Origin of the sequence: Bradyrhizobium arachidis (genome assembly GCF_015291705.1) — a bacterium.
Classification (GTDB): domain Bacteria; phylum Pseudomonadota; class Alphaproteobacteria; order Rhizobiales; family Xanthobacteraceae; genus Bradyrhizobium; species Bradyrhizobium arachidis.
The window spans coordinates 9,562,161-9,587,337 of record NZ_CP030050.1; the positions used below are offsets into that span (position 1 = coordinate 9,562,161).

At 63.4% G+C, this 25,177-nt stretch carries 25 protein-coding genes and 1 tRNA gene; 12 read left to right on the top strand and 14 right to left on the bottom strand.

Annotated elements, in window-relative coordinates; translation table 11 throughout:
• Nucleotides 1-45: 45 nt before the first annotated feature.
• Nucleotides 46-1,200, top strand: a complete 1,155-nt coding sequence (locus tag WN72_RS45130) for a C40 family peptidase (protein ID WP_092212150.1) — start codon at nucleotides 46-48, stop codon at nucleotides 1,198-1,200.
• Nucleotides 1,201-1,257: 57 nt separating this feature from the next.
• On the opposite strand, the gene WN72_RS45135 is transcribed toward WN72_RS45130, so the two are convergent.
• Nucleotides 1,258-2,142 (bottom strand): LysR family transcriptional regulator, encoded by an 885-nt coding sequence (locus WN72_RS45135; RefSeq protein ID WP_092212148.1) that lies wholly within the window; start codon nucleotides 2,140-2,142, stop codon nucleotides 1,258-1,260.
• A 103-nt stretch (nucleotides 2,143-2,245) separates the two neighbouring features.
• On the opposite strand from WN72_RS45135, the gene WN72_RS45140 reads away from it, so the two are divergent.
• Genes WN72_RS45140 through WN72_RS45150 form a run of 3 tightly spaced genes read left to right on the top strand, consistent with a single transcriptional unit; the run spans nucleotide 2,246 to nucleotide 3,735 of the window.
• Entirely contained in the window at nucleotides 2,246-2,677 is a 432-nt protein-coding gene (locus tag WN72_RS45140) for a DoxX family protein (protein ID WP_167380589.1), read from the top strand.
• A gap of 19 nt (nucleotides 2,678-2,696) precedes the next feature.
• Entirely contained in the window at nucleotides 2,697-3,158 is a 462-nt protein-coding gene (locus WN72_RS45145; RefSeq protein ID WP_092212144.1) for a DsrE family protein, read from the top strand.
• Nucleotides 3,151-3,735 carry a TlpA family protein disulfide reductase gene (locus tag WN72_RS45150; protein WP_092212142.1) on the top strand — a complete coding sequence of 195 codons (585 nt, stop codon included), beginning with the start codon at nucleotides 3,151-3,153 and terminating at the stop codon, nucleotides 3,733-3,735. Before WN72_RS45145 ends, WN72_RS45150 begins: the two co-directional genes overlap by 8 nt.
• A gap of 7 nt (nucleotides 3,736-3,742) precedes the next feature.
• Here the strand turns inward: WN72_RS45150 and WN72_RS45155 are convergent, their stop codons facing one another.
• The 3 genes from WN72_RS45155 to WN72_RS45165 form a co-directional block, all read right to left on the bottom strand.
• On the bottom strand, nucleotides 3,743-4,882 hold the full coding sequence (locus tag WN72_RS45155; protein WP_092212140.1) for an amidohydrolase/deacetylase family metallohydrolase: 1,140 nt from the start codon (nucleotides 4,880-4,882) through the stop codon (nucleotides 3,743-3,745).
• Nucleotides 4,883-5,069: 187 nt separating this feature from the next.
• Nucleotides 5,070-6,530 (bottom strand): catalase, encoded by a 1,461-nt coding sequence (locus tag WN72_RS45160; protein WP_027564181.1) that lies wholly within the window; start codon nucleotides 6,528-6,530, stop codon nucleotides 5,070-5,072.
• Nucleotides 6,531-6,645: 115 nt separating this feature from the next.
• Nucleotides 6,646-7,287 carry an HD domain-containing protein gene (locus tag WN72_RS45165; RefSeq protein ID WP_092212407.1) on the bottom strand — a complete coding sequence of 214 codons (642 nt, stop codon included), beginning with the start codon at nucleotides 7,285-7,287 and terminating at the stop codon, nucleotides 6,646-6,648.
• Nucleotides 7,288-7,392: 105 nt separating this feature from the next.
• On the opposite strand from WN72_RS45165, the gene WN72_RS45170 reads away from it, so the two are divergent.
• Nucleotides 7,393-8,376 carry a GlxA family transcriptional regulator gene (locus tag WN72_RS45170; protein ID WP_092212405.1) on the top strand — a complete coding sequence of 328 codons (984 nt, stop codon included), beginning with the start codon at nucleotides 7,393-7,395 and terminating at the stop codon, nucleotides 8,374-8,376.
• A gap of 58 nt (nucleotides 8,377-8,434) precedes the next feature.
• Here WN72_RS45170 and WN72_RS45175 read toward each other — a convergent pair.
• Nucleotides 8,435-8,511: transfer RNA gene (locus WN72_RS45175), tRNA-Arg, on the bottom strand.
• A gap of 232 nt (nucleotides 8,512-8,743) precedes the next feature.
• On the bottom strand, nucleotides 8,744-9,142 hold the full coding sequence (locus WN72_RS45180) for a hypothetical protein (protein WP_092212138.1): 399 nt from the start codon (nucleotides 9,140-9,142) through the stop codon (nucleotides 8,744-8,746).
• 458 nt (nucleotides 9,143-9,600) lie between these two features.
• Here WN72_RS45180 and WN72_RS45185 point away from each other — a divergent pair, with 458 nt between their 5' ends.
• Both WN72_RS45185 and WN72_RS45190 read left to right on the top strand, forming a co-directional pair.
• Nucleotides 9,601-11,130: a peroxidase family protein gene (locus tag WN72_RS45185; RefSeq protein ID WP_167380588.1), complete on the top strand. Its 1,530-nt coding sequence runs from the start codon at nucleotides 9,601-9,603 to the stop codon at nucleotides 11,128-11,130.
• 29 nt (nucleotides 11,131-11,159) lie between these two features.
• Nucleotides 11,160-11,660 (top strand): hypothetical protein, encoded by a 501-nt coding sequence (locus WN72_RS45190; protein ID WP_027564176.1) that lies wholly within the window; start codon nucleotides 11,160-11,162, stop codon nucleotides 11,658-11,660.
• Between the two features lie 9 nt (nucleotides 11,661-11,669).
• Here WN72_RS45190 and WN72_RS45195 read toward each other — a convergent pair whose 3' ends face one another.
• Nucleotides 11,670-13,709: a BTAD domain-containing putative transcriptional regulator gene (locus WN72_RS45195; RefSeq protein WP_167380587.1), complete on the bottom strand. Its 2,040-nt coding sequence runs from the start codon at nucleotides 13,707-13,709 to the stop codon at nucleotides 11,670-11,672.
• A gap of 94 nt (nucleotides 13,710-13,803) precedes the next feature.
• A complete protein-coding gene (locus WN72_RS45200) occupies nucleotides 13,804-15,039 on the bottom strand; it encodes a YcaO-like family protein (RefSeq protein ID WP_092212133.1) in 1,236 nt (411 codons plus the stop codon).
• 298 nt (nucleotides 15,040-15,337) lie between these two features.
• On the opposite strand from WN72_RS45200, the gene WN72_RS45205 reads away from it, so the two are divergent.
• On the top strand, nucleotides 15,338-16,072 hold the full coding sequence (locus tag WN72_RS45205; protein WP_092212131.1) for an adenylate/guanylate cyclase domain-containing protein: 735 nt from the start codon (nucleotides 15,338-15,340) through the stop codon (nucleotides 16,070-16,072).
• Between the two features lie 38 nt (nucleotides 16,073-16,110).
• Here WN72_RS45205 and WN72_RS45210 read toward each other — a convergent pair whose 3' ends face one another.
• The 3 genes from WN72_RS45210 to WN72_RS45220 are packed head-to-tail and all read right to left on the bottom strand — an operon-like array spanning nucleotide 16,111 to nucleotide 18,153.
• A complete protein-coding gene (locus WN72_RS45210; protein WP_092212129.1) occupies nucleotides 16,111-17,067 on the bottom strand; it encodes a tripartite tricarboxylate transporter substrate-binding protein in 957 nt (318 codons plus the stop codon).
• Between the two features lie 47 nt (nucleotides 17,068-17,114).
• Nucleotides 17,115-17,486, bottom strand: a complete 372-nt coding sequence (locus WN72_RS45215; protein ID WP_027564172.1) for a dimethylsulfonioproprionate lyase family protein — start codon at nucleotides 17,484-17,486, stop codon at nucleotides 17,115-17,117.
• Nucleotides 17,487-17,514: 28 nt separating this feature from the next.
• A complete protein-coding gene (locus WN72_RS45220) occupies nucleotides 17,515-18,153 on the bottom strand; it encodes an RraA family protein (RefSeq protein WP_027564171.1) in 639 nt (212 codons plus the stop codon).
• 180 nt (nucleotides 18,154-18,333) lie between these two features.
• Between WN72_RS45220 and WN72_RS45225 the strand changes: the two genes are divergently transcribed.
• Both WN72_RS45225 and WN72_RS45230 read left to right on the top strand, forming a co-directional pair.
• Nucleotides 18,334-18,855, top strand: coding sequence for a DUF1353 domain-containing protein (locus WN72_RS45225; RefSeq protein WP_167380586.1), 522 nt, complete (start codon nucleotides 18,334-18,336; stop codon nucleotides 18,853-18,855).
• A 28-nt stretch (nucleotides 18,856-18,883) separates the two neighbouring features.
• Complete coding sequence (locus WN72_RS45230) at nucleotides 18,884-20,575, top strand: caspase family protein (RefSeq protein ID WP_092212125.1); 1,692 nt, start codon at nucleotides 18,884-18,886, stop codon at nucleotides 20,573-20,575.
• A 65-nt stretch (nucleotides 20,576-20,640) separates the two neighbouring features.
• On the opposite strand, the gene WN72_RS45235 is transcribed toward WN72_RS45230, so the two are convergent.
• Nucleotides 20,641-22,158, bottom strand: coding sequence for an AMP-binding protein (locus WN72_RS45235; RefSeq protein ID WP_092212123.1), 1,518 nt, complete (start codon nucleotides 22,156-22,158; stop codon nucleotides 20,641-20,643).
• Between the two features lie 230 nt (nucleotides 22,159-22,388).
• Between WN72_RS45235 and WN72_RS45240 the strand changes: the two genes are divergently transcribed.
• A complete protein-coding gene (locus WN72_RS45240; RefSeq protein ID WP_167380585.1) occupies nucleotides 22,389-23,006 on the top strand; it encodes a hypothetical protein in 618 nt (205 codons plus the stop codon).
• Between the two features lie 154 nt (nucleotides 23,007-23,160).
• On the opposite strand, the gene WN72_RS45245 is transcribed toward WN72_RS45240, so the two are convergent.
• Together WN72_RS45245 and WN72_RS45250 are read right to left on the bottom strand one after the other, a co-directional pair.
• Nucleotides 23,161-23,364: a hypothetical protein gene (locus WN72_RS45245; RefSeq protein WP_092212121.1), complete on the bottom strand. Its 204-nt coding sequence runs from the start codon at nucleotides 23,362-23,364 to the stop codon at nucleotides 23,161-23,163.
• Nucleotides 23,365-23,381: 17 nt separating this feature from the next.
• Entirely contained in the window at nucleotides 23,382-24,389 is a 1,008-nt protein-coding gene (locus tag WN72_RS45250; protein ID WP_092212119.1) for a 2-dehydropantoate 2-reductase, read from the bottom strand.
• Nucleotides 24,390-24,554: 165 nt separating this feature from the next.
• Between WN72_RS45250 and WN72_RS45255 the strand changes: the two genes are divergently transcribed.
• Nucleotides 24,555-25,157 (top strand): YidB family protein, encoded by a 603-nt coding sequence (locus WN72_RS45255; protein WP_027564167.1) that lies wholly within the window; start codon nucleotides 24,555-24,557, stop codon nucleotides 25,155-25,157.
• Nucleotides 25,158-25,177 lie beyond the last annotated feature (20 nt).

Here is a 25,177-nt window from a genome sequence, read left to right on the forward strand (position 1 = left end):
TCTTCGGAAAAGAAATCTTCAGATGCGAGCTCTTCAAACAAGAGCTTGGAGACTGTCTACGTCTTCGATGCAGGCCGCGTTTGTCCCGGCGACATCCTGCTGACCAGGGTCCCACTGAAGCTCCTCGATCACTCGACATTCCAGAGCAGCGCGATTCAGGCCGGGACCCGGGCGCCCTTCAGCCACGCCGCACTTTGCATCGAGCACGGCTTGATGATCGAAGCCGTCGGCGCCGGCGTCTGCCGGTTCGCCCTCGGCGCGACCGGCGTACGATCGAAGGCCAATGTGAAGTTCCTCAGGCTCAACCTCGACGTGGTCAACGGGCCACAGCATGCTCAATTGGCCGCGCATTTCGGCCACCAATATCTCTCGCGCGGCTACTCGCTGCCCGGAGCGCTCGGCACCCGGATCGCTCCTCTCCGCAAGAAAGCGCGCGGAGATCTGTTTTGTTCGGAGCTGGTCGCGCGAGCCTATGACGAGGCGCGCTGTCCGCTCTTGCCCGGCAAGAAGCCGAACAGAATCGCACCCGGCGATCTCCTGAAGTCGGACGTCCTGCGCGACGTCACCAAGCTCGCGCTCGTCCCGATCCAGATCGACACGCCGTTGATGTATTATCTGGACGACGGCTCTCATTTCGAACGGGTGGCGCACTGGGAAGTGCGCACGAAGCTCAAGATCGTGCAGAGCCCGCCGGTCCAGCGTGAGCTGGCTGCACTCGGCGCCAGCGTGCCGGGCTTCTTCGAGCTCGAGAAGGTGTTGCGGCAAGCCTCGTCGTCCGGGCTCGACGACGCCATCCATGACGAGCTGGTCCGGCACGATTTCAGCGCCGAATACACGCGCAGGACACTCGTCTCGGTCGATCTCAAGGAGCCCGGCGAAATCCTGAGTGCGGAATTCGCCGCGCGTTTCGAGCCGCCCGAGGACCAGCTCAAGAACCTGAACAAGGACACCCTGGAGTTCCTGCTGGAGGAGCGAAAGTCAGCAATCGTCTCGTTCCAGAATGACATCGCTTCGCGGAAGACGGATATCGAGACATGGGATCGTCATCGAAGCAGCCGGAATTCACGAACTTTCGACTATCTCACGACCATGCAGCGTCCATTGCTGGACGTCAGCGAGCAATTACTCAAGCTCTTCCGCAAGGAGCTTGACGCCCTGACGGCGGAGCAAGAACGCAGAAGAGCATCCGCGGCGCAATAGCGGCTCCCATAGCGAGAGCACCAATCACACCGGCCGGCGAACCGCCGGTCCGCGCAGCTACTTCATCCGCTTGTCGGCGGCGACGAAGTCGATGAAGGTCCTCACCTTCGCGGAGAGATATTTGCGGCTCGGATAGACCGCGAACAGTTTTCCGACAAAGATGATGTGTCCGGGCATGACGTGTTCGAGGCGTCCCGCGGCGATGTCCTCCGCGACCAGCCATTTCGGCAGGAAGGCGAGGCCCATGCCTCCGAGCGCGGCCATGTGCAGCAGCGTTTCGTTGCCGCTGCGCAGCACCGGATTGAACTTGATGGTTTCGGGACCGTGCTCCCCCGCGAACGAGAAGCTCTCGCCCGGATAAAGCGCGTAGTGCAGCACAGGGGCGCCGGAGAGATCGGCGAAGGTCGCCGGGCGGCCCGCGCGTTTGAGGAAGGCGGGAGCGGCCACCATGTAGAACGGGACGTTGGTGATGGGGCGCGCGATCAGCGCCTCGTCCGGTGCGCCGGTCGCGCGCAAGGCGAGGTCGAATCCTTCTTCGACCAGATTGACCAGCCGTCCGCTGAGATCGACGTCGAGCCGCACCTCCGGATAGCGCGCCTGGTAGTCGGCCAGCACGCTTGCGAAGATCGCATTCGCCATCCACACCGGCGCGGTCAGCCGCAGCGTGCCATGCGGAATGACGGTCGCGTTGCTGACGGCTGCCTCGACCTCGTCGAGCGAATCCAGCATCTGCCGCGCCTGCTCGAAGTAGAGCGCGCCGCTTTCGCTCAGGCTGACCCGCCGGCTGGTCCGGTTCAGCAGCCGCGTGCCGAGCCGCTGCTCGAGCTGCATCACGTGCTTGCTCGCCATGGCTGGCGAGATGCGCAGGCGCTGCGCCGCGGTCGCGAAGCTCTTGAGCTCCGCGACCAGGCAAAACACCCTCATGCTGACCAGAGTATCCATCAGATCATCAACATCCAGGAAAGGAACCTATCCTGAAACGCATAATGATCAAAAATGGAGAAACTATCAAATGGTGGCAACCCTCACATCTTGGAGAACCACCATGTCCGCCACCACCACTCTTGAGACCGCCACGCCCGGCCGCGCCCTTCGCATCGGCCTCTGGGCCGGCCAGGTCCTCATCGCCTTCGTCTTCATCTCGGCTGGGTTCGTCAAGCTGACCACGCCCATTCCGCAGCTGGCCGCGATGATGCCGTGGGCCGGGCAATATTCCGAAACCTTCGTCCGCTCCATCGCGCTGGTCGATCTCGCCGGCGGCATCGGCATTATCCTGCCCGCCCTGACGCGGATCCTGCCGCGGCTGACGGTGCTGGCCGCGCTGGGTTGCGCGGTGCTGCAGGTGATCGCGCTCGTCTTCCACCTCTCGCGCGGCGAGGCGCCGGTCACGCCGCTCAATGTCGTCCTGCTCGCGCTCAGCCTGTTCGTGCTGTGGGGACGCAGCCGCAAGGCGCCGATCGCGCCGCGTCAGTTCTGACCGGCAGGACGCCGTCGCCATGATCTCTGCCAATGGATGGTCCCGCAGGGGCCTGCTCGCGGGCACCGCGATCCTCACGGCCGGCGGCGCTGCCGCGGCCAAGGAGGATCGTCTTGCCGACGGCGTCGTGATCCTGATCGATAGCAACGAGCCCTATGTCATGGGTCACGCGATCAGCTATTCGGCCAATCTCGCAAAGCACTTTGCCGAGAAGGGCATGCGATTGCTGATCGAGGTCGTCGCCAACGGCAAGGGCATCGACGTCTTCCGCGCGGACAAGACGCCGCTGGTCGAGCCACTCGCAACATTGCGGCAGTCGGTGCCGAACCTCAGCTACAGCATGTGCGCCTCGTCCAAGGCGATCGCGGAGTCCAAGGAGCAGATCTCGATTCCGCTGATCGCGGGCGCGAGCCTCGTCCCGTTCGGCATCGGCCGCGTGGTCGATCTGCAACTGAAGGGCTGGGCCTATATCCATGCGTAGAAGCATCCCGGCGCTGTCGCGGCGGTCGGTCCTGATGGCCGCGGCAGCCTCTCTCGCTGTCCCGCGCGCAAGTGGCGCGCAGGACAGCTGGCCGCCGGTGTTCGAGGCCGGCCGCAGCCAATTCACCGTGGTGCGGCCGCGCGCGGTGATGCCGCAGCTGAAGCTCCAGGATCTGCGCGGCAAGGACGTCGCCGTGGCTGCCAAGCCGGGCCGCATCACATTGGTGAACTTCTGGGCGACCTGGTGCCCGGCCTGCAAGCTCGATCTGCCCATGCTCGCAAGCCTCGCCGGATCGCGGCCCGACCGGCTCGACGTGGTCGCGATCTGCACCGATACCAAAGACCTGCGCAAGATCCGCAGCTTTCTCGGCGGCCTCGCCGTGCAGAACCTCGCCTGTTATGTCGACACCTATGACGCCGCGGCTGAAGCCTCGCGCGCGATGTTCTCACTCGTCGGGATGCCCATCACCTATCTGGTCGGAACGGGCGGTCGCATCGAAGGCTATATCGCTGGGGCGCCCGACTGGCTCTCGCCAGCCGGCACGCGGCTGCTGCAATTCTATCGCGAGCAGGGTTAGTGCCGTCTCAGTTCGGGTGCCACCAGCGGCCGCCGATGACGACGCCTTCCGAGACGATCTTGCGGTCGCCGATCAGATGCTCGCCGACGACGTCCTCATAGTCGAACTGGCCCTGCCTGACCGAAATCAGCGTGGCGTCGCCGACACTGCCCGGCTTGAGGCTGCCGAGCTCGGGCCGCCGCAACGCCATCGCCGCATTCACCGTCGAGGCCTCGACCACATCCGACAGCTCCATGCCCATGCACAGGAACTTCGACATGGTCGTGACCTGGTCGAAGGCCGGGCCGTCGATGCAGAGCTGATGGATGTCTGAGGAGATCGTGTCCGGATAGAAGCCGTTGGCGAGCATGGCGCGCGCGGTCTTGAACGCGAACGAGCCCTTGCCGTGGCCGATATCAAACAGCACGCCGCGCTCGCGCGCGTCCAGCACGGCCTTCTTCACCGTGCCCTGCGCCGTCGCCGGCGTATTGGGGAACGGACGGAACGCGTGGGTCAGCACGTCGCCGGGACGCAGGCGGGCGAGCACGTCCTCATAGCTCGGCGGCGGATGGTCGATATGCGCCATCAGCGGCATGCCGACCTCGTTGGCGACCTCCAGCGCGATGTCGAGCGGCACCGCGCCTGACGTGCCTGAGGAATGCAGGCCGACGCGGACCTTGATGCCGACGATGAGATCGCGGTTGGCATCGGCGACCTTGGCCGCCTCGATCGGATTCATCAGCCGCAGCTCCTCGCTCTCGCCCACCATGATCCGGTGCGAGAAGCCGAAGATGCCGGCATGGGAGACGTGCAGATAAGCGAGGATGCGGACCTGGCTCGGCTCGATCACATGCTTGCGGAAGCCTGCGAAATTGCCCGGCCCGGCGCTGCCGGTGTCCACCGCCGTGGTTACGCCGGAGAGGCGGCAAAATTCCTCGGCATCGATGCCGAGCGAGGTGCCGCCCCAATAGACATGGGTGTGGAGATCGATCAGTCCCGGCGTGACGATGAACCGCGAGACGTCGCGCACATCGGTGCCCGGATCCGCCTTGAGCCCGCTGCCGATCGCGGCGACCTTGCCGCCCGAAAATGCGACATCCGTCACGGCGTCAAGCTTTTGGGAAGGGTCGATCACCCGCCCACCGCGCAGGATCAGGTCGAAAGGCATTCTGGTCTCCGGATGTAGCAGTGAGGCGGCTGACCATCCGTCAGCCGAAAAGGAAGGAAGACCCGACTTCTAGCAATTTTTGCGCCGGAGTCCTTGGCAAACGGAGACGATGCCCATGACAAAATGGCGATCCCGAGAAGAGCTGCGGCATCGGACGCCGTTTCTCCCCGGGATCGCCTCGATACGGCTATTCGGAGCGGACCGTGGCGAGGCGCTCCAGCGCCTTGCGGACACCGGCGCCGTAGGCCGGATCGGCCTTGGTGCAGTTCGCGATATGCCGCTCCTGGATGTGGACCGCGGCACCGCCGACGGCGCGTGCCGTGTTGTCGAACAGGACCTGCCGCTGCGTCGCGTTCATCTTGCGGAACAGATCGCCGGGCTGCTGATAGTGGTCGTCATCGACGCGGTGATCCCAATGGGCGGCCGCGCCGTCGATCTCCAGCGGCGGCTCGTTGAGATCGGGCTGGTCGGTCCATTCGCCATGGCTGTTCGGGAAATAGGTCGGCGTCCGCCCGAGATTGCCGTCCGTCCGCATGGCGCCATCGCGGTGGTAGCTGTGATACGGACATTTCGGGGCATTGACCGGAATGAGGTGATGGTTGACGCCGAGCCGATAGCGCGCCGCATCGCCATAAGAGAACAGGCGCGCCTGCAGCATCTTGTCAGGCGAGAAGCTGATGCCGGGCACGACATGGGCGGGCGAGAACGAGACCTGCTCGACCTCGGCGAAGACGTTCTCCGGATTGCGGTTCAACTCGAAATAGCCGACCTCGATCAGTGGAAAGCTCGCCTTGGGCCAGACCTTGGTCAGGTCGAACGGGTTGAACGGAAACGCCAGGGCTTCCTTGTCGGTCATAACCTGGACGAACAGGGTCCAGCGCGGGAATTCGCCGCGGTCGATGCTGCCGAACAAATCGCGTTGATGCGACTCGCGGTCCTTGCCGACCAGCGTCTCGGCCTCGGCGTCCGTCAGGTTCGCGATGCCCTGCTGGGTGCGGAAGTGAAACTTGACCCAGGTCCGTTCGTTGGCAGCGTTGATGAAGCTGTAGGTGTGGCTGCCAAAGCCATGCATGTGGCGATAGCTCTTCGGAATGCCGCGCTCGCTCATGACGATGGTAACCTGATGCAGCGCCTCCGGCAGCAGCGTCCAGAAATCCCAATTGTTGTCGGCGCTGCGCATGCCGGTGCGCGGGTCGCGCTTGATCGCGTGATTGAGGTCGGGGAAGCGCAGGGGATCGCGGAAGAAGAACACCGGGGTGTTGTTGCCCACCATGTCCCAATTGCCTTCCTCGGTGTAGAACTTTAGCGCAAAGCCACGGATGTCGCGCTCGGCGTCGGCCGCACCGCGCTCGCCGGCCACGGTCGAGAACCTTGCGAACATCGGCGTCTGCTTGCCGATTTGCGAGAAGATCTTCGCCTTGGTGTAGCGAGTGATGTCATGGGTCACCGTGAAGGTGCCGAAGGCGCCGGAGCCCTTGGCATGCATCCGCCGCTCCGGAATCACCTCGCGATCGAAATGGGCCAGCTTCTCGATCAGCCAGACGTCCTGGAGAAGCGCGGGGCCGCGGCGGCCCGCGGTCATGATGTTCAGATTGTCGCTGACGGGTGCGCCCGTCGCATGGGTCAAACGTTTCGGTTCATCGGTCATGGGATGGTCCTGGATATGGGGCTATTGGCTATGGCTGCCCGCGCGCGAAGTCTCACGATCGCACGTGTTCACGCCTGTCGGTTTCGAGATCGCACCTTGGTTGCGGAAACGCTGGTCAACCGTGCCAGTGCGAGCCGCGGATGACGCTGCAGAAATTGCCGCGATGGAAATGCGGCTCCTTGTCGGCGATGACATCAGCCTTGACGTTGCCGAACGTCGTGTCCGGCCTGTACTTGATGCCGTCGTAGAACGCCTGGATGATGTCTTCCTTGAAGTACGGCGTTCGTGGAAACGCCTTCACCACCGCCTCGCGTTCCGCGTCGGAATAGTCCTTGTAGGTGAGGCCGAGGACATCCATCTCGACACCGGCGGTCACCAGCGCGACGACGGGATGCATGTGTTGCGGCACGCCCGGCGTGGTGTGCAGCGCGATCGCGGTCCAGACTGTGTAGGCGTCCGCTTCGGAGATGCCCTGGCTGCGCAGGAAGTTACGGGCGGCGTGCGCGCCGTCGACTTCGAAGCGTTCATGCTTGCTGCCATGGCCCGGCATCAGCCCGATGTCGTGAAACATCGCGCCGGCATAGAGCAGCTCGCGGTCGAACTTGAGCCCGCGGCGGATGCCGGCCAGCGCGCCGAAATGATAAACGCGGCTGGAATGGTTGAAGAGCAGCTCCGTTTCGTTATCGCGGATGTACTCGGTGATGGCGCGCGCCAACCTGCTGTCGGGAATGGCGGCGGCCTCGGTGATCTCTTGCATGACGGTCTCCTGAAAATCTCGGGTCGCCGGCAACATAAATCTGGGCTATCCTGTCCTCAATCGACGTAATACGTCGAAAACGGACAAATGCCGACCGAGGCGGACATGAGCGCAAAGCCGAAACCGAGGACTGTCGTGATCGTGGCGCTGCCGGGCGTGCAGCTGCTCGACGTCGCGGGCCCTCTCGACGTTTTCGCCGAGGCGAATTTGCAGGCTGGCTATGAAGCCTATGCGCTGCTGGTCGCGGCAGCGGAGCCGGGCCCAGTCCACAGCTCCTCGGGGGTCCGGCTGATGCCTGACCGCATCATCGATCGCGGCTTCCAGGAGAGCATCGACACCTTGTTGATCGCGGGATGCCCGAACGCCGCCGATGTGCCGGCCGATGGCTTGGTGATCGATTGGCTTCGCCGGCGGGCGGCCAGGGTAAGGCGCTTCGGGTCGGTCTGCTCGGGCGCCTTCTTCCTTGCCGCAGCGGGCCTGCTCGATGGCAAACGAGTCACGACGCATTGGGCGGTGGCAGACCGGCTCGCCGAAAAATTCCCGTCGGTCAGAGTGGACAAGGACGCGATCTACGTCACCGACGGCAGGCTCCGCACCGCCGCCGGCGTCACCGCGGGACTCGATCTCGCACTCGCGCTTGTCGAGGAAGACCTCGGCCGCGAGATCGCGATGAAGGTTGCGAGCCAGCTCGTGATGTTCTTCAAGCGCCCGGGCGGGCAAATGCAATTCACCCGCAAGGGCGAGACTGTCCCCGCCGGTCGCGCCGCGCTGCAGGAGCTGCAGCGCTGGGTCGCCGCCAATCCCGGACTCGACCACAGCGTCGCGAGCCTCGCGGCGCGCATGGAATTAAGTCCGCGTCACTTCGCGCGGCTGTTCCGCGCCGAAGTCGGCATCACGCCCGCGACCTGGGTCGAGGAAGCCCGCGTCAACGCGGCGAGGCGCCTGCTGGAGCTCGGCAACGAAGCGCCCAAGCAGGTGGCCCTGCATTGCGGCTTTGCCGACGCGGACACCTTGCGCCGCGCATTCGTGCGCCATGTCGGCGTGACACCCGCCGAATACCGCAAGCGCTTTGCGCGGATCGTGGCTTGACGTGAGAACAGCCCGATCGCGGTAGCCGACAGACAAATGCGTTGGCGATCAGCGAGAATGGCGATCCCGGGATGACTCGAACATCCGACCTACGGTTTAGGAAACCGCCGCTCTATCCGGCTGAGCTACGGGACCGCGTTGAAGTTGTTGGCGAATTCTACGAGCATCAGATCTTGCTCCGAATTCGCCGCTTCACACGCCAATCTCTAATGAAAGAGCAGCCGCACATCAAGCGAACGCTTGCGGCAGCGAGGCCGGAACCATGCCGGACGCCGGCTGTCCGGTGTCCTCTCGCCTGAAGCTGCCGCTTCCAGGCGACCTATCAGCGCACCCGCCCCGGTTGCCGGCCGGACCTGCCCCCGTGCGGTCAATTTGAGCTTGACGCATCCTCGATTGCGTCAAAAATCCAACCGTGACATTGGCCGCTGTTGTTGTCCGTGCCAACCGCGCGCAGCTGGCGCTGTTGTCCGGGGGGCAGCTGCAAGATTGCGACGGTGCCGAGCGCTGGGAAAAAAGCGCCGTCCCGAACGTGGGACGGCAGTTCAGGGAGGATCATGAAGAGTGACGTCTCTGGCAGGTCGATCGTGCGCTGCGCATAGACGCGGCTTCCGGGACTGCCATCCGCGCCAAGCGCGGTGATCATCAGAAGGTCGCCGCGCAGCTCGACAAGAATGATCTCCTCGTGAGTTTTACTTGTCGGAACGTGCGGAGCGTCGCAGGTTGAGAAACGAAGTTTGTTCTTCATTCGGATTGAGAAGTCGACCATTCCGTTGCCCCGGCTGACTGGCTGGAATTGAAAGTGATTGCAGGGGCTGGCGGGTAAACTTTCCGGGCGATGTCCCGGTGCCGAAATATCTAGCTCTAGGTATCCCACCGTTGCCTCTTGGTGCTGTTGCATCCTGTTGGCCGGAATAAGGCTTGCGTGTGAGAGGATCGTGAAGGGCCTCATCGCGACAACGAAAGATCATTTCACGGTGAAATAACGGGACCTATCCTTAAGATCGGCGAGGTAGATGCGAGGACGCCATGGCATCACATGGGACCATTTCTTCTACGCAATTTCGCAGGACCGCCCATTTTCAGCCACGCTCGGGGGAGCCTGGGCAAGACCCCGGCGGCTTCTGCCACTTCATCTCGACGCCTACGGAGGACCAGCGCTTCACGCTTGGCGGCGAGCGATTTGACCCATCGGATCCCGATCAATGGGCGCGGGCCGAGAGCCTGATGAAAAGGCTCGCGCATCTGATCAGGTTCAATCCGGACGAGAATAAAGCGAGGCCAAATCCCAACCTGCCGAGCGGCTACACCTACTTCCTGCAGATGGTCGCGCACGACCTCGTGCACAGTGCGATCTCGACCTCGCTCGGCGAGGGGCAGACGGCCGGGCTCAGCAACGTACGAAATGCCCCGTTACGCCTCGAGACCGTCTACGGCGGCGGACCGACCGAATGCCCGCACGCCTATGAGGCCGCCCCGGTCGCATTCCGCAGCAAGCTCCGGCTGGGCAATTCCCGGATCGACCGGGACGATCAGGACCATCGCGGCCCGAGAAAGGACATCGCGCGCGGCACGACGAGCAGTGCCGCCCAGCTTGCCCGAACGGCGAGCTATCCCGAAGCCCTGATCGCCGATCCGCGCAACGATTCCCATGCGATCATCTCGCAGATCGTGGTTCTCTTCCACGAACTGCACAATTGCATCGTGGATGAACTGGTGCGAGGGGGTAATCTGCTCCCCACGGCCAATCCGTTCGCTGACGCGCAACGACTGTTCACGACCGCACGGACTGCCTGCGTTCTGATCTACCGGAATCTGATCCGTCAGGACCTGCTTCCGCGCATTCTGCATCAGGACGTCTGGCAGGCTTACACCACCGATCAGAAACCGTCCTCCTCGCTCGACGGCGGCGAATGGCGGGCTCCACTCGAGTTCACCAACGGGTTCTTCCGTTTCGGCCATTCCATGATCCGGCCGATCTATCGCTTCAACGGCGGCCCGGGCAACGCCTTCACCATCGAGCAGATCCTGGCGCGCACCTCCGACAAGTCGCCCTCCGACGTTCCTCTGGAAACCGCATGGCTGGTGAATTGGGATCTGTTCTTCACCAGCGACCCCAATGCCGGAAACGTCAGCATCCGGATCGGCCCATGGTCTCAGGTCGGTATCGGGGAGGAGGTCCCCGGCGAAGGCGATCTGATCGCGCGCGACCTCCTGAGCTCCATTGCGATCCAGCCCTGGTCGATCGGGCCTCTCGTCGACCGCCTCAGGACCACGCACGGATCGCTGCTCGACAAGTCTGAATTGCTGGCCGGAAAGATCGGTTCGCGGCCATGGGCTGCGCGCATCTCCGAATGGTTGGCCAAGCGATCGGACGCGACCTTCGGCTCCTTCAACAAGCTTTCGGAGAAGGAAATCAAGACACTCGCGAACGATCCGCCGATCCCGCTGTTCGTCCGCTTCGAGGCAGGACTCGACTCCGGCAACCAGGGCGAACGCCTGGGTATCCTGGGCTCGATCGTCGTCGCCGACGTGATCTGCGGTGTCTTGCAGTCCGATCGGCTGCTGCCAGACAATCCCGCAGGCGGGTTGCAGAGCGAGCTCGCGTCCTTGTCGGCGGCAACGCTCGGCAAGGCCGGGAACGGTCAAGCCAACATCTTCGCATTCCTGGCGGACATCGAGAGCCCCGGGCCAAAGATCAGCCTGACCACCGTTCGGCGGTTTCTCAACGACAGACAACGCGTCACCCAAGCATGACAACCATGTAGCGTGAAAGGAGAGAAGCGATGGCCTATCCGAGAATCAACGTCAGAAACATTCCAGGCAATCACGAGAATTGGGGCAAGCTGGTCAAGACCTGGTCCACCGGCAAGAACTACGTCCGCCATGTGATCACCGACAAGGATCCGTTTCCGGCTGACGTCGACCCCAAGAACGAATTTCCCAAGCCGAAGGACTTCCGCGAGTTCGTCGCGCAGGCCCAGGCTGCCGGTGTTCAGCTGTTCTTCGACGACGGCGAGCAAAATGCCGACGTCACGGGCAACGAAGGCCTGAAGCTCGAGATGATCGACGTTCCGCTAGATACGCACTACGTGAAGCTCCCGCACCGCGACAGGATCGCGGAGTCCGAAGCTCGGCAGTTGGCCGGCCCGCCCTATCCGTTGCCGCTCTTCTACGAGCGCATCCACGGGACAAAGCCGCTGCCTGGAGAGACGAGCAGCCCGAGCCAGAAGGCGAGGCTCCACGCCGAGCGGGTCGGCGAATACACCATCAATACCTGCGGCTGAGGACCGCGCTCACCACGGTCCGAACTCGATACCCTCGACGGGGGCGCCTGCCGCGGCAAGACCTTCGGCCAGACGCTCCCAATCCGAGCGAATCGCGATCGGAAAGACGTGCAACAGCCAGCGCGTGATGCTCTCGCGCGTTGGCTTCTGCTGGCCGTGCCAATCTGCAGCAACGCGCTCCATCGCCATCTTCAGATCTGCCCTCGCCTCGTCGAGGCGACCGAGATGCGCCTTGGCCGCGCATTCCCATATGATGAAGGCTGGCGACATCCCGAGATCCTCGCGAGAGGCATCGCAACATCCCGCATAGTCGGAGCATAGAAACTTGATCGCGCCAGAATAGGCGATCTGCGGCGCCGTGGGGACCGGCGTGATCCGGAGCGATGTGGCCGAGAGCTTCGCTGCACGCTCGTATTCGCCGCAATACGCACAGATCTGGCCCGACGCCATCAAGGTCCAGGGATCATTTTCGTTCAGATCGACCGCAAGCGCCGCGTGCAGCGTCGATTCGTCCATGCGGCCGAGCAGCTGGTAGGTCCATGCCAGCGCCAGCTGCGCACGCGAATCCAGCGGATCGAGCTGGATCGCACGCTGTGCTATGCGCAGCGTCTCGGGATGCTTGGCCCGATCGCGAAATTGTCCTGGAAGCGCGATATGCGCGATGTTGCGATATTGGACGAGGCCACTCAAGGCGGGAGAGAAATCCGGCGCATCGGCGAGCAGGCTCTCGATCAAGGCGGCGGCCGCCGGCCAGTCCTTTGAGGCCATTTGCAGCAGCAGGGCCTGGCCGCGCAACCATCGATCGTGGATCTCCAGCGTGATCTCGCCTCCGGCTGCAAGGCGCCGCAGCCGCTCGGCCGAGACATGGATGTTCAGCGCCATCGCGATCTGGCGGACGATCCGCTCCTGCGTTTCGAACCACTCGGTCAGCGTGATCGAATGGCGCTCGCTCCAGATGCAGACGGAATTGGCCGCATCGCGCAGGGTGACGACGAGCCGAACCGTGCCGTTCAACTCGTAGGTACTGCCCTCGACGATGTATTCCGGCGGGGACGACCAGGTTCTCGGCTCCGATTCCCAGACCGGCGGCAATGTCCGCACCGACCATTCGCGAAAACGCGCGAGACAGGCAACGAACTCGTGGCGAAATCCGTCGACCAGGTGACGCATCCCCTCAGGCACGCCGCTCGCCTGGAACGCGCAGACGGATATGAGCAGTCGCTTCGGGGCGGGGGCCAGCATTTGCGACACTCCGTGCAGGCTCTGGGCAATCGCCGGGGCCTGCTGTTGCTCGCCTGGACCCGGCATCTGCTTGATGCGAACGATCAGCTCTTGAGTCTCCTTGGATGGCTCGATGTCGTAGTCGGCCTCCAGCAGGTCCCAGAGAGATTTATAGATCTTCAGGGCTCCGCCGACGTCGCCACGCGCCGCGCGCGTCCGAATGAGGTGCTGGCAGGCGATTTCGTGCGTTGGATCGAGGTTGAGCAGAGCCAAAGCCGCGTCACTTGCTTCACGAGAGTCCCCCTCGCGGGGCAACAAGCGCTCGAGCGCGAGCGTCAATCTGTCATGGAGCAGCTGGCGCTTGGTCAGCAGCCAGACCTGGAAGGCCGGATCGAGATTGTCGAGACCGGACAGCAGGGTCTCGGTGATCCGCTGGGTATCGAGCAGGCGCGGATGCACCGTGCCTTGCGCTGCAGCCGCAAGCACCTCGTCGACGTCGCAGCGGCGCCGGTCGCGGGAGAGCGCCAGGTTCTGCTTGTCGGCCCGGAATCCCTCAAAGCCGGCATTGTCGAAGGCAAGCCTGAGGTCATGGACGACCTGCCGCAACGAAGCCCGCGCATGTTCTTCGTCGCTCTCGCTCCATAAGAGCCCGACCAAGCGTTCGCGCGTATCCTGCGTGTTGTCTGAAAGAGCAAGATAGGCTGTCAGTGCCTTGGCCTTGCGCGTCGCAAGTGAAATCTCACGCTCGTCGACCTTGGCGGCGAAATCGCCAAGAAGGCGCAGGGCCAATTGACCGCTCGCCAGCGCTTCCTGAATCCCCGTTGCCACCTCTGAGGCTCCACCAATTGCCGGAGTCATGGTCAACCACGCTTACCCAATCTTACGAAACGCAACCAACAGGCGTCCAGCGATATCTTGGCTTCTAAAATAGTGGAATCTCCTGCCGGGCAAGAGCCGAGCTCCCGCGCACTTGGGAGAATCGCTTCGTCGAAACTGCTGCCGAAAAAGGTTGCAAATCAGGCGAAACGGCCCTTGCGACGGCAACGCCAAGGTCGTGCCGGGTATGATCGACAAGAAAGAGCCGGATACCTCGGTCCCGCAGATGGCTCACCAGCCCCTTTAGTCCGTCAGCCGCCGTCGGCAGGCTCGCAGCCTCCGCCGACATCGCCCGCGGTTGAAGCAATGCGCAATTCTCTGCCGCGAACGCTGCGCGACGCAGATGGCGACGATCCGCTTCATTGAGTGCGGCATCGCCACTCTCGGCCCGCTTGGCTGCCGCGACCGGTGCAGCCAGCTCCATCTGGCACATCTCGAGCACCGCGGCCCTCGCCGCGTCGCTCGCGGCCAGCCTTGACGACAGTCCACATGCCATTTCCCGGCCGTCGCGCCCCAGAGATACGGCCGCAACGACGGGAACGCCGATGTCGGTCGTGATATCGAGCAACATGGTACGCCGCGTCGACTCGCCCTTGCGCAATCGCCCGATCAATTCAGCCCCGGCTTTGGTAACCGGATGCTCCAACGCAAAGCCCTTCGGGCGATGGCCACCCAGCCACCACATCGCGGCCGCGTCACGCTCACACAGCTCCAGAACCGCGCGAAGCGTGGCGGCTTCAAAGCTCGGTCCCGCAGCTGCACCCGACGACAATGCGACGACCGGATCGATCGCCCTTCGCTCCTGTGGGCGCCGCAAGCAGAGATCGGCCGGCAAAAGTCCGGCTTCTCCGGTTGCAGCGTCAACCGCGTTGACGCAGTCGATGGGTCGGTTCGCGCCTGACACGGCCTGGCCGACCCAGCCGTCGGAGACGAGGCGCGTTCGATCGCACGCAGCGACCGTTGCCGCGATGTCGCCCGGCCGTTCGAACTGGGAAAGATACTCGGCTGCCTCACCCAGACATGACACCAGCGCTGTCGCTTGCGTCTCGCCATTTCCTGTGACGCTTAGTCGCGCCCCCACGCCAGCCATCGCGCTCGGATCGGGGACGATGACGATCTCGCCGCCGATGCAGTGAAAGCCCGGGGCAAACGGCGATGCGATCGAGAACGCGCGGCTCAGACGTCCCGTAAGCGCGACGAGCTCGGGTGATGCGAGACCAGCAATGCTGTCCAGCAGCTTGGCGTCAGCTTGGGAACGCAAATCCAGGGCAGCGAGATTCATGAATCGATCCCGGCCAGTTTTCGGTCATTCGCACCGCCATACTAGCTTAAGACGCACGCAAGCCAAACAACCCGCCCAAGTGCGCGTGTCGTCATCGCATCCCACAACCTCAATTTGGCCGCTGAAAACAAGCGAGTTCGTCAAACCAGCGTGAAAAATCGTGCTGAATGGCAATTCTGACTGCTTCCCGGGATCACCCCGTCTCTCGTGACAGGTCACGCTGCAATGACGCCTGCCTGCTTAAGGTGCCTGCATCCGACGCAAACGATTGGTCGCAACACCAGTCAGGAGGCGCACCATGAAGTTGAGAATGTTGACAGAATCGCGCGTTGCGATGCCGGAGACACCGGGCCGCCGCGCTCGACGAGATCTGCCGGCACTCGAACGCAGGTGGGGCGCGGTCCTCGCGGTCGACATCGTCGGCTATTCCAGGCTTACGATCCTGGACGCGGAATTAGCCTATTTTCTATACAAATCTCATCGACGTGAGCTGCTCGACCCGAAGCTTGGGGAGTACGGAGCTCGTTTCTTCAAATCGACCGGCGACGGAATCCTGGCCGAATTCGAGACCGCAATTGATGCGACCTGCTGTGCCGTCGACATCCAGAAGGGGATGATCGAGCGCGGCCGAGGTGCCGCCAAGGACAAGCAGATTATCTTTCGCATGGGCCTGAGTTGCGGACCAATCCTGGCCGACGTCGAGGATATCTATGGCCACGATGTCAATGTAGCCGCACGTCTGCAAACGATCGCACCAGCAGGCGGGATCGCGATGACCGACGAAATCGCAACCCGCGTCGAGAGTGTGCTCGCCATGCAACTCGATGACGTCGGGGAGCAATATTTTCACAACATGGGACGCCCCGTGCGCGTCTTTCAATGTAGCTTCGATGATGATGCCATCGAGCCTCGAACGAGGACGAAGCAGTTGAAAGGATCTCAGCCGCTTCGGCGTTCGGTTCAGCGCGTCATGCGCTCCGCCCTCTCCGACAAGGAGAGCAACAGGAGCGGGCGGGTCATGCGACTGTCATAAAGACCGGCTGTGCGCATCCATTTGGATCATGCGCGCGCTCACGCCCTGATATTGTTGTCCTTCACCACCTTGCCCCAATAGGTGACCTGCTTGTCGAAGAAAGTCTTGAAGGCGGGGCCGTCCTGGAGCAGCAGCGTCATCTGCTGGGTCTCCTTGAGCTGGGCGGCGGTCGCGGGCTCGCTCAGGATCTCCTTGGACGCCGTCGCCATGGCTGAGATGACGTCGGGCGGCGTGCCCGTCGGCGCGAAGATGCCCCACCAGGCCAGCGTCTCGAAATCCGGAAAGCCGGCCTCGATCGCGGTCGGCGTGTCCGGCAGCGCCGGCAGCCGCTCGCGCCCGAGCTGCAGGATCGGCCGCAGCATGTTGGTGCCGAGCTGGGCCGCGACCAGCGCCGCCGATCCCGCGATCAGATCGACATGACCGCCGAGCACGTCGTTCATCGCCGGCCCGCCGCCGCGATAGGGCACGTGCATGATCTCGACGCCGGCCTTGTTGCCGAGCACGGTCATGGCGAGATGGCCGAGCGTGCCGATGCCGACGGAGGCGTATTTCACCGCACCGGGCGTCGCCTTGCAGGCGGCGACCACATCGGCAAAGCTCTTGTAAGGACGGCCGGCGCCGGCTGCGATCACGTAAGGCGCAGTGCCCACCAGCAGCACCGGCATGAGTTCGCGCTCAACATCGACCGGCGGCTTGTCGAGAATCGACGGGATCACCGCATGCGAGTCGAACGTGACCAGGAACGTCGAGCCGTCGGCCGGGCTCTTGGCGACCTGCGCCGCGCCGAGTGCGCCGGCCGCGCCCGACTTGTTCTCGACCACGACGATGCGGTTGAGTTTGGTCTGTAGATTGCTCTGGAGCAGCCGCGCCATCGCATCGGTCGAGCCGCCCGGCGGGAACGGCACGACCAGCGTGATTTTCGAGGCCTGTGCGCTTGCCGGTGCCATCGCGAGGATGGCGGGCGCGGCCAGCAGCGCCCGTCGTGTGATCGTCATCGTCCCCTCCCTTGTATTTGCGCTTTGCTTTTTTGCTTTTGAGCGCTTCAGGTCGTTCCGAAGCCCGACCCCGCTTTTTTGTATTCTGGCCGAGGCGGACTAAAGATGTCCAGCACGCGGGCGCCATCGGGGCCGGCGCGCATGGTGTGCGGCACGTTGCCCGGCGTGCGCCAGAAATCGCCTTTCTTCACCGGAATTTCCTCATCGCCCTGGACACGGATAGCGGAGCCGTCGAGCAGCACGCCCCATTGCTCCTCGGGATGATGATGCAGCGTGCCTTGCGCATGCGGGGCCAGCGTCACCACCGACAGCATCGCCTGCTCGCCGGAGAAGATGCGCGTGGTCACGCCGGCGGCGAGCTCGCGGAACAGGCCGTCGCTCGGATTATCGATATTGTGAAATTCGTCCTTCTGGCTCACGCCGTCCTCCCCTTTGTTCTGATCATGCTCAGGACTTGCCGTAGGACCCCTGGTAGCGGCCCTCGCGGATCGCCTTCATGGTCTCCTCCTCGCGCGCGACCTGGGCGCGCACGGCATCAAGCAGCGCAGCTGCGCCGGCGGCAGGGAACGACACCACGCCGTCCTCGTCGCCGACCACGATGTCGCCGGGCGAGATCACGCTGCCGCCGATCGTCACGGGCACGTTGATCTCGCCGGGGCCGTTCTTGTAGGGGCCGCGATGGATCACCGCGCGGGCGTAACAGGGGAAGTCGTCGGCCGCGAACGCCGCGACATCGCGGATCGCGCCGTCGATGACGTAGCCTTCGGCTTTGCGCCACTGCGCGATGTTCTTCATGATCTCGCCGACCAGCGCGCGCGTCTCGTCGGCGCCGCCGTCGACCACGATGACGTCGCCGGGACCGACAAGCTCCAGCGCACGGTGGATGGCGAGATTGTCGCCGGGCCGGGTGCGCACCGTGAAGGCCGTCCCCACCAGCTTGCCGCCGCGATGATAAGGCTTCAGCCCGACGGCGCCCGGCAGCCGGGCAAGATTGTCCGAGATGACCGAGGTCGGCGCGCCGCGAAAGCCCTCGATGATCTCGGCCGGCGGCTTCGGCACGCTGTTGGCTGCAATGGTGATGGTCATGGTTGTTTTTCCTGGATGCCTATTTGAAGAAGGCCAAATCTGGCCCGCGCATTGCAACGATGTCCCGCGTCCGTGAAGATTTTATGCAAATTGTGAAGCAGCTCACAATTCGGACGGTTGGCCCGAGAGATGATTCCCGTCGCTGCATATCACAACACCTGTATTTCTTGGGAGCCGAACATGGCAACCGACAAGGTCTCGTTCATGAAACTGGAGCTGCGGCCTTCCAAAGACATCACAACGCCACCGCCGCCCATCGTGCCCTTCGCGGATTGGGACTACTACTACACGACCCAACCCCTGGGATGGCGCGCCAATACTCCGGTCGAAGGTATGCCGGCCTCAGTGACCGTGCCGACGGGCTTCGTGACAGATCTTGCGAGTATTCCTGCTATCTTCTGGAGCATACTCCCGCCCGGAGCGCGATACTCCTATCCTGCCATCATTCACGATTATCTTTACTGGTTTCAGCCGTGTGAGCGTGCGCAGGCCGACGCCGTATTCAAGGCCGCGATGGAGGACATGAGAGTGCCGGCCGCCAAGATCGCGGTCATTTACAATGCCGTCCACCTTGCCGGCAAAACGGCGTGGGACAACAATACGACATTGCGCGAGGCGGGAGAGAAGCGTGTCTTGAAGATTTATCCGACCAATGCGCTGACAAGCTGGACCATCTGGAAGAGCCAGGACGTCTTTACATGATTTCGTCCTGAAATGAGGAGACGCGGGCATGGCCGTGTCGAGACGGGCGCTGGTGATCGGCAACGGCGGTTACCGGGGCCGTCTTGCGCTCAGATGCCCCCCAAATGACGCGGCGCAAATCAGACAAAGCCTGACCGAGCTCGGCTTCGACGTGACCACCACGTTCGGAGTTGACCTCGATTTCGGCGCGATGCGATCCGTCGTCGACAACTTCATCCGGCTCGTGAACGATCCCGCGACAACGACGTCCTTGCTCTACTACTCCGGCCACGGCGTGCAGATCAACGACCGGAACTATATGATCCCGGTCGATTTCGACCCGCTCAAAAGGTACCAGGAAATCCCGTTCGTTAGCGTTCAGTCGATCGTCGAGCAAATGACGAGCGCGACGGCCGTTCGCATCATTCTGCTCGATGCCTGCCGCAGCAATGCCGAGGCGCAAACATTTGTCGAGAACGTACCCACCGCGAAGGGGCTCAAGATCGACAAGGACGTTTTCCAGGGGGATCAACTGGTCACGGCAAACGGCCTTGCGTCGATGCAGGCCGAGATCAACACGTTCATCGCGTTTGCAGCTGCGCCGGGCAAGGTGGCTTTCGAAGGAAACGTCGGTGAATCACTCAGCCCGTTCACGGCCAGTTTCCTGAAATACATCGATTCCGTCGACTTGCCGATTTCCAACCTCACCAGCCGCGTGCGGTACGACGTCCTGGCTCGCACGAAGAACAACCAGAAGTCCTGGGATCAGTCGTCCTTGATGGAGCCATTCTACTTCAATCCTGGCAGCCTCCTGCTGTTCACCGGCAATCTCATGGCGCTGGTCAGCTTGATCGTTTCCATCATTCCCTACTCGATGGTTCTCGGTTGGAGCCAGGCGACGTGGCCATGGGTCGCCAGCGGCTTGGTCATGCCAACCATATCGCTATGCGTTCTGTTGTTCGGCATGCAAAGCGTCTATTCGCGACTACGAGGGCGATATGTTAGAGAGGCTGACGACGCGGGTACGGTTCGGCGCCATCTCACCACATCCGCACAGAAAGGCATCCTGGGCGGGTATCTCGGATCGTCCGTCAGCGCAATGCTTCTGAGCGCACTTTACTATCTCAACTGGGAAATGGACTACGATTCATTTGCCAGCGTTCCACTCGAAATCACCATCGCGACAACGCTGGCTGCTGGTCTCCTCGGTGTCCTCAGCCTGTTTTGGGCGCGCGCTTCGATTGGCCTTGGGGGCCTCATTATCTTGGCGGCCCCATCACCCATTCGAATCCTGCTGGGCACGACGTTCGGCGGCATCCTGGCTGGCTTGATCGCGACGCCCCTCATCATGATGCGTTTCGGTCCGACGCCTGACCGCCCGCCGATGACACCCGATCTGTTGCTGCCCGGAACGATCTTGGGCGCGTCCATCTTCATCTTCTCGGTCGTAAATTTCGATTTCGAGCGATTGAGCGCGCGCAGGATCTGGCAAAGTGTGAAAGCTTCGCTGATAGCTCTCGGCGTCGGCGCGATGGCAGCCGTCGTCATCTTCAGCCCTCTGTATCTGCTCGGCATCGCCGACGCCGTTAAGACGTATCTCGAGGACAACTATGACAACATGGCCGCCCTGGCAAAAGGCGGCGCAGCCTATGGAATCCCCGTCGGTATCGTCCTGGGAATCGTGATCGGCACCGCCGTCATCCTGACGGAACGATGGTCGAGGAAGCCTGTGCTCGACTGAAATTCAACGACAGAGACGCAGGGACATCAATACATCCCCGCGCGTCTCGCTCTCCAGCCAGCCCCTCAATCGACCGGCGCAAGCGCCTTCGCCGGCATGATCCGGAAGGCGCGTCCCTGCTTCATCCATGCTGCGCGCTCGTCGCGCAACAATGTTCTGCGAACCTTGCCTGAATCATCACGCGGCGGGGCGCTGACGAACTCGAAACTCTCAGGGTGCTTGTAGCGGCTGAGCCGGTCCTTCAGGAAGTCCGCCATGGCGTCGGCAATCGCCTGATCGTCGGCATTGGGCTCCGGCTCGATGATGGCGTGTACGCGCTGGCCCAATTCCGGATCGGGCAGTCCCACCACGACGCACGACCGCACGCCCGGACACTCGGAGACGGCAGCCTCGACCTCGGCCGGATAGATGTTGGCACCGCCGCGCAGCACCATGTCGGCGAGACGGTCGCCGAGATAGAGGTAACCTTCCGCATCCAGCCGGCCGATGTCGCCGAGCGACTCCCAGCCATCGGCACGACGCTTCGGCTCGGCGCCGAGATAGTGATAGGTGGCGTCCCTGCCGTCATTGTTGAGGAAATAGATCTCGCCAGTCTCTCCCGGCGCGACATCGTTGCCGTCCTCGCCGACGATGCGAAGTTTCGCCATCTCGCCGATCTTGCCGACCGAGCCCTTGTGCGTCAGCCATTCCGTGCCTGATATGATGCAGGAGCCCTGCCGCTCGGTGCCGCCATAGAGCTCCCAGATGCGCTCGGGTCCGAGCCAGGAAATCCAGTTCTCCTTCAGCCAGGGCGGCATGGGAGCTGCCATGTGGAACACCGTCTGCAGACTCGACACATCGTAGGCGTTGCGCACATGCTCGGGCAGCGCCCAGATCCGGTGCATCATGGTCGGCACGAAATTGACCCACTGCACGCGCTCGCGCGCGATCTGGCGCAGCGTCTCCTCGGCGTCGAACTTGGTCAGGCCAGTGAGCTTGCCGCCCAAGAACAGCGCGTAGTGCGACACGATGAACGGCGCATTGTGATAGAGCGGACCGGGATTGAGCAGCGAAACCCCAAAGGGAATGTTGAGCGGCGGCGCGGCAGCCGTGTCGATCACGGCCGGCTGATGATCGAGGATCACCTTCGGCCGGCCGGTCGAGCCGCCCGAGGTCATGGCTTTCCAGTAGCGCGCCACCGGCGGCGTCAGCGGCCCGTCCGAAAAACCTTCCGGCACGAAATCCGCAGGCAAGCGGTTCGGCGCGTTCCAGTCGGCCTCGCCGCCGACCACCAGCGCCGGCTTGAGGATGTCGAGCACGGCGGCGGCTTCGCCGCGCGGCAGCCGCCATGACAGCGAGGTCGGCGTCGCCCCGCACTTCCACACCGCGAAGGACGTCTCGAAGAACGCGTTGCCGTTGGGCAAACCGATCGCGACGAAATCGCCGGGCTTGACGCCCTTGGCCGCAAACGCCCGCGCGCGCCGATTGGCGCCGCGCTCGAGCTCGTCCCATGTCAGCCTGTCCTGTCCATGCTGGACGGCGATCGTGCCTTGCGGTTTACGTTCAGCGTACCAGCGCGGCACATCGGACAGGGGCAGCAGCATCGGGCGTTTCCACTTTATCTTCTTGGCGTCGCCTCATGACGAGGCCTCGCGGCATGAACTGTAACAGCGAGCCGACAGGGCGCTGTAACTTCGGGGCCACGTCAAGCAAAAAATGTCAGCATTCCAGCCATGAAATTCCCGAGTTCCATGGGTGACAACCCGGCGATAAAGGGGCAAAAATCCGGCTCGACTCAGTTCGGGTTGAGTCGTGTAAGGAATGCTCTCGTAAAATGTCAGTTGTAGTTGCATCGCGTCGTGCGGCGCCGCTCGTTGCCGCAGCAGGAGTTTTTCTGCTGATGGCGTCGCATGCCCAGGCGCAATGGTGGAAGCGCGCGCCGGTCGATTTCGAGGAATGCGCTGACGCTGCCGAGAAGGCCGCAAACAAGACCGAGAAGACCGCCCAGCTCGCCGACTGCAACGCCAAATTCGCCGGCCGACGCAAACCGGGCGGCGGCTATTCCTATTACGACTTCCTCCAGGACCGCACCTTCGACATCGCCGGCCCCAATCCGACGCCGGAAGAGCAGAAGAAGATCGACGAATCCTACACCGCCTATCTCGCCAAGCAGCGCCGCAGCAACGAGGCGGCGCAAGCCACCGCGCGTCAGCAGCGCGAGCAGCAGGAACAGCAGGTGCAGCAACTCCAGCAGGTCGCGCTACGCACCGAGGCCGAGCGCGTGCCGATGCCGGTCGAGCGGCCCAAGGTGCAGCAGGCTGTCGGCCAGCGAAAGGGTGCGCCCTGCACCAAGGGCTCATTCTCCTGCGAATGGCCGCGCCTGTCGGAAAGCTTGAATGAACTGAAGAAGCTGTTCAATCCGGCGCCGAGCAAGCCGGCGAAGAAGGGGTGAGCTTCTCGCACTGACTGGTAGAGTGGGCAAAGGCGCGCCTTTGCGCGGCGTGCCGACCACATTCTGACGAGACAGAGAAGGTGGGCACGCTTCCGCCTTCGCTCTTCGAGCTTTGGCGGACAAGTCGCTTTGGCCACCCTACGAGAGCGTCACTTCAGCTCGGACGCTTCTTCCCGTTTCGCTTCGGTACGACGACCGGCGTAGTCGCGGGCGGTGTTGGACTGCCCAATTGCGACCTGCTCTCCTGCAATCGCCGGTCATAGCCGGGTGAGTTCATGACGGTCGGCGGCCTTGCCTCGGCGAATGTCGAAGCGGCGAGCGCGACGAGCGCAAACCCGATCAGCAAACAACGCCTCATCGCGCACCTCCTGGCACTCAAGCCGTCCCGCGGATCTGCTGCGGCGTCAGCCGGGGCGGGCCATTGCCTGCGGCTTCCGCCTCCCTGATCAGCGCAACAATGCGGCGCATCAGCGGCACCTCGACATGGTTCTGCTCGGCGAGCGCGATGACCGCGCCCTGGAGATAGTCGATCTCGGTCTTGCGGCCCTGCTTCAGATCCTGCCACATCGAGGAGCGCGCCTCGGGATCGATCTTCATCGTGCGTCCGAGGATCGCGTTGAAGATCATGTCGGGCAGCCGCAGCAAGGTCGGAGACCAGTTCATCGGGATCGGCGTCGACGACACCGGCGTGATGCCGGCTGCCTTCAGCGCGGCCAGGCCCTCCGCCATCTGGTCGGCGAACAATCTCCGCCAGTTGCGGTTCGCCAATTGCGCAGCGAGCGGCATATCGGACAATGCGCTGAGCGCGTTGTTCAGATTGATGATCAGCTTGCCCCATTGCACGCCGGTGATGTCACCGCTGGCGCGCATCGTAAGACCGGGCACCGAGAGCGCCGCGGCGGTGTTCGCCTCATCCTCTCCGATATGGATGTCGCCGGAGGTCGAACGGTGGAAACGCCCCTCGCCCATCGCGATCACGTTGAACGGCACCATGCCCGCGAGCACGCGCCGGCCACCGAGGCGCTCGCGCAGCACCGCGACATTGCCGATGCCGTTCTGCAGCGAAACGATCACCGCGTCCGGCGGCGCATGCCGGGCGATCTGGTCGGCGACATCGGCTGTGTCGGCGCTCTTCACCGTGACCAGCACGATGCCGGCGCTGTGGAAGATGGCCGGGTCTTCCGACAGCGCGAGCTGGCCGGCACCGAGCCTTGTCTCGGAGCCGTCGAAATCGGTCAGCCGGAGGCCGGACCGCTCGATCTCGGTCTTCACCCGCGGCCGCACCAGCAGCGCGACGCGGCGGTGGGATGCGGCCAGCATGCCGCCGACGAAACAGCCGATGGCGCCTGCGCCGGCCACCACGATCGGTCGATCGGTAACCACCAGATCTTGCTCCCCTTAACGACCCGCCTTCGATAGCAGAGGCAGCGTCGGCTGCCCATTGGTTGCGACGCATTCGCCTTGTAACCGTCATGAGAGCCTCATATGTTTTCGCCCCGGGGGCTGTCAGCGGCGAGCGCTCGCCGACGGAGAACGAAGGAGAGCACCATGGGTCTACTCGACGTCCTCAACGGCATGCAGAACGGCCCCCGTGGCCCGAGCACGCCAAGCTCCGAGCAATCCTCCGGCGGCATGTCGCCGATGACCATGGCGCTGCTCGGCCTGCTTGCCTGGAAGGCTTTCAAGCACATGACCGCAGGCCAGCCCGACGCAGCGCCGGCATCGCAGCAGCGCTCGCCGCTGCCGCCTCCGACGCAGGTCAATACCGGCAGCAGCGCGCTTCCCGGTGGCCCCGGCGGTAGCGGCGGTCTCAGCGACCTGCTCAAGGGCGGCCTCGGCGGCCTGCTCGCAGGCGGCGCGGCCGGCACCGTGCTCAGCGGCGGGCTCGGCGACCTCCTCAACCAGCTTCAGCAGGGCGGCCACGGCGAGGCCGCGAATTCCTGGGTCGGCAAGGGTGAGAACAAGGCAATCGCGCCCGGCGATCTCGCCAATGCGCTCGGTGCCGACCAGATCGAGAGCCTGTCCTCCCAGAGCGGCCTGTCGCGGGAAGAACTGCTCTCCGGCCTCAGCCAATATCTGCCGCAGGTAGTCGACCATCTGACGCCGGACGGACGGCTGCCGACGGAGAACGAGCTGTCGGGCAGAATTTAATCGAACTGGTCTGCCTGGCT

Bases quoted from the DNA above. Each gene is read 5' to 3' on its own strand.
- WN72_RS45135 (WP_092212148.1), bottom strand. From the start codon at position 2,142: ATGGATACTCTGGTCAGCATGAGGGTGTTTTGCCTGGTCGCGGAGCTC.
- WN72_RS45140 (WP_167380589.1), top strand. From the start codon at position 2,246: ATGTCCGCCACCACCACTCTTGAGACCGCCACGCCCGGCCGCGCCCTT.
- WN72_RS45145 (WP_092212144.1), top strand. From the start codon at position 2,697: ATGATCTCTGCCAATGGATGGTCCCGCAGGGGCCTGCTCGCGGGCACC.
- WN72_RS45150 (WP_092212142.1), top strand. From the start codon at position 3,151: ATGCGTAGAAGCATCCCGGCGCTGTCGCGGCGGTCGGTCCTGATGGCC.
- WN72_RS45155 (WP_092212140.1), bottom strand. From the start codon at position 4,882: ATGCCTTTCGACCTGATCCTGCGCGGTGGGCGGGTGATCGACCCTTCC.
- WN72_RS45160 (WP_027564181.1), bottom strand. From the start codon at position 6,530: ATGACCGATGAACCGAAACGTTTGACCCATGCGACGGGCGCACCCGTC.
- WN72_RS45165 (WP_092212407.1), bottom strand. From the start codon at position 7,287: ATGCAAGAGATCACCGAGGCCGCCGCCATTCCCGACAGCAGGTTGGCG.
- WN72_RS45170 (WP_092212405.1), top strand. From the start codon at position 7,393: ATGAGCGCAAAGCCGAAACCGAGGACTGTCGTGATCGTGGCGCTGCCG.
- WN72_RS45180 (WP_092212138.1), bottom strand. From the start codon at position 9,142: ATGGTCGACTTCTCAATCCGAATGAAGAACAAACTTCGTTTCTCAACC.
- WN72_RS45185 (WP_167380588.1), top strand. From the start codon at position 9,601: ATGAAAAGGCTCGCGCATCTGATCAGGTTCAATCCGGACGAGAATAAA.
- WN72_RS45190 (WP_027564176.1), top strand. From the start codon at position 11,160: ATGGCCTATCCGAGAATCAACGTCAGAAACATTCCAGGCAATCACGAG.
- WN72_RS45200 (WP_092212133.1), bottom strand. From the start codon at position 15,039: ATGAATCTCGCTGCCCTGGATTTGCGTTCCCAAGCTGACGCCAAGCTG.
- WN72_RS45205 (WP_092212131.1), top strand. From the start codon at position 15,338: ATGAAGTTGAGAATGTTGACAGAATCGCGCGTTGCGATGCCGGAGACA.
- WN72_RS45210 (WP_092212129.1), bottom strand. From the start codon at position 17,067: ATGACGATCACACGACGGGCGCTGCTGGCCGCGCCCGCCATCCTCGCG.
- WN72_RS45220 (WP_027564171.1), bottom strand. From the start codon at position 18,153: ATGACCATCACCATTGCAGCCAACAGCGTGCCGAAGCCGCCGGCCGAG.
- WN72_RS45225 (WP_167380586.1), top strand. From the start codon at position 18,334: ATGGCAACCGACAAGGTCTCGTTCATGAAACTGGAGCTGCGGCCTTCC.
- WN72_RS45230 (WP_092212125.1), top strand. From the start codon at position 18,884: ATGGCCGTGTCGAGACGGGCGCTGGTGATCGGCAACGGCGGTTACCGG.
- WN72_RS45235 (WP_092212123.1), bottom strand. From the start codon at position 22,158: ATGCTGCTGCCCCTGTCCGATGTGCCGCGCTGGTACGCTGAACGTAAA.
- WN72_RS45240 (WP_167380585.1), top strand. From the start codon at position 22,389: ATGTCAGTTGTAGTTGCATCGCGTCGTGCGGCGCCGCTCGTTGCCGCA.
- WN72_RS45245 (WP_092212121.1), bottom strand. From the start codon at position 23,364: ATGAGGCGTTGTTTGCTGATCGGGTTTGCGCTCGTCGCGCTCGCCGCT.
- WN72_RS45255 (WP_027564167.1), top strand. From the start codon at position 24,555: ATGGGTCTACTCGACGTCCTCAACGGCATGCAGAACGGCCCCCGTGGC.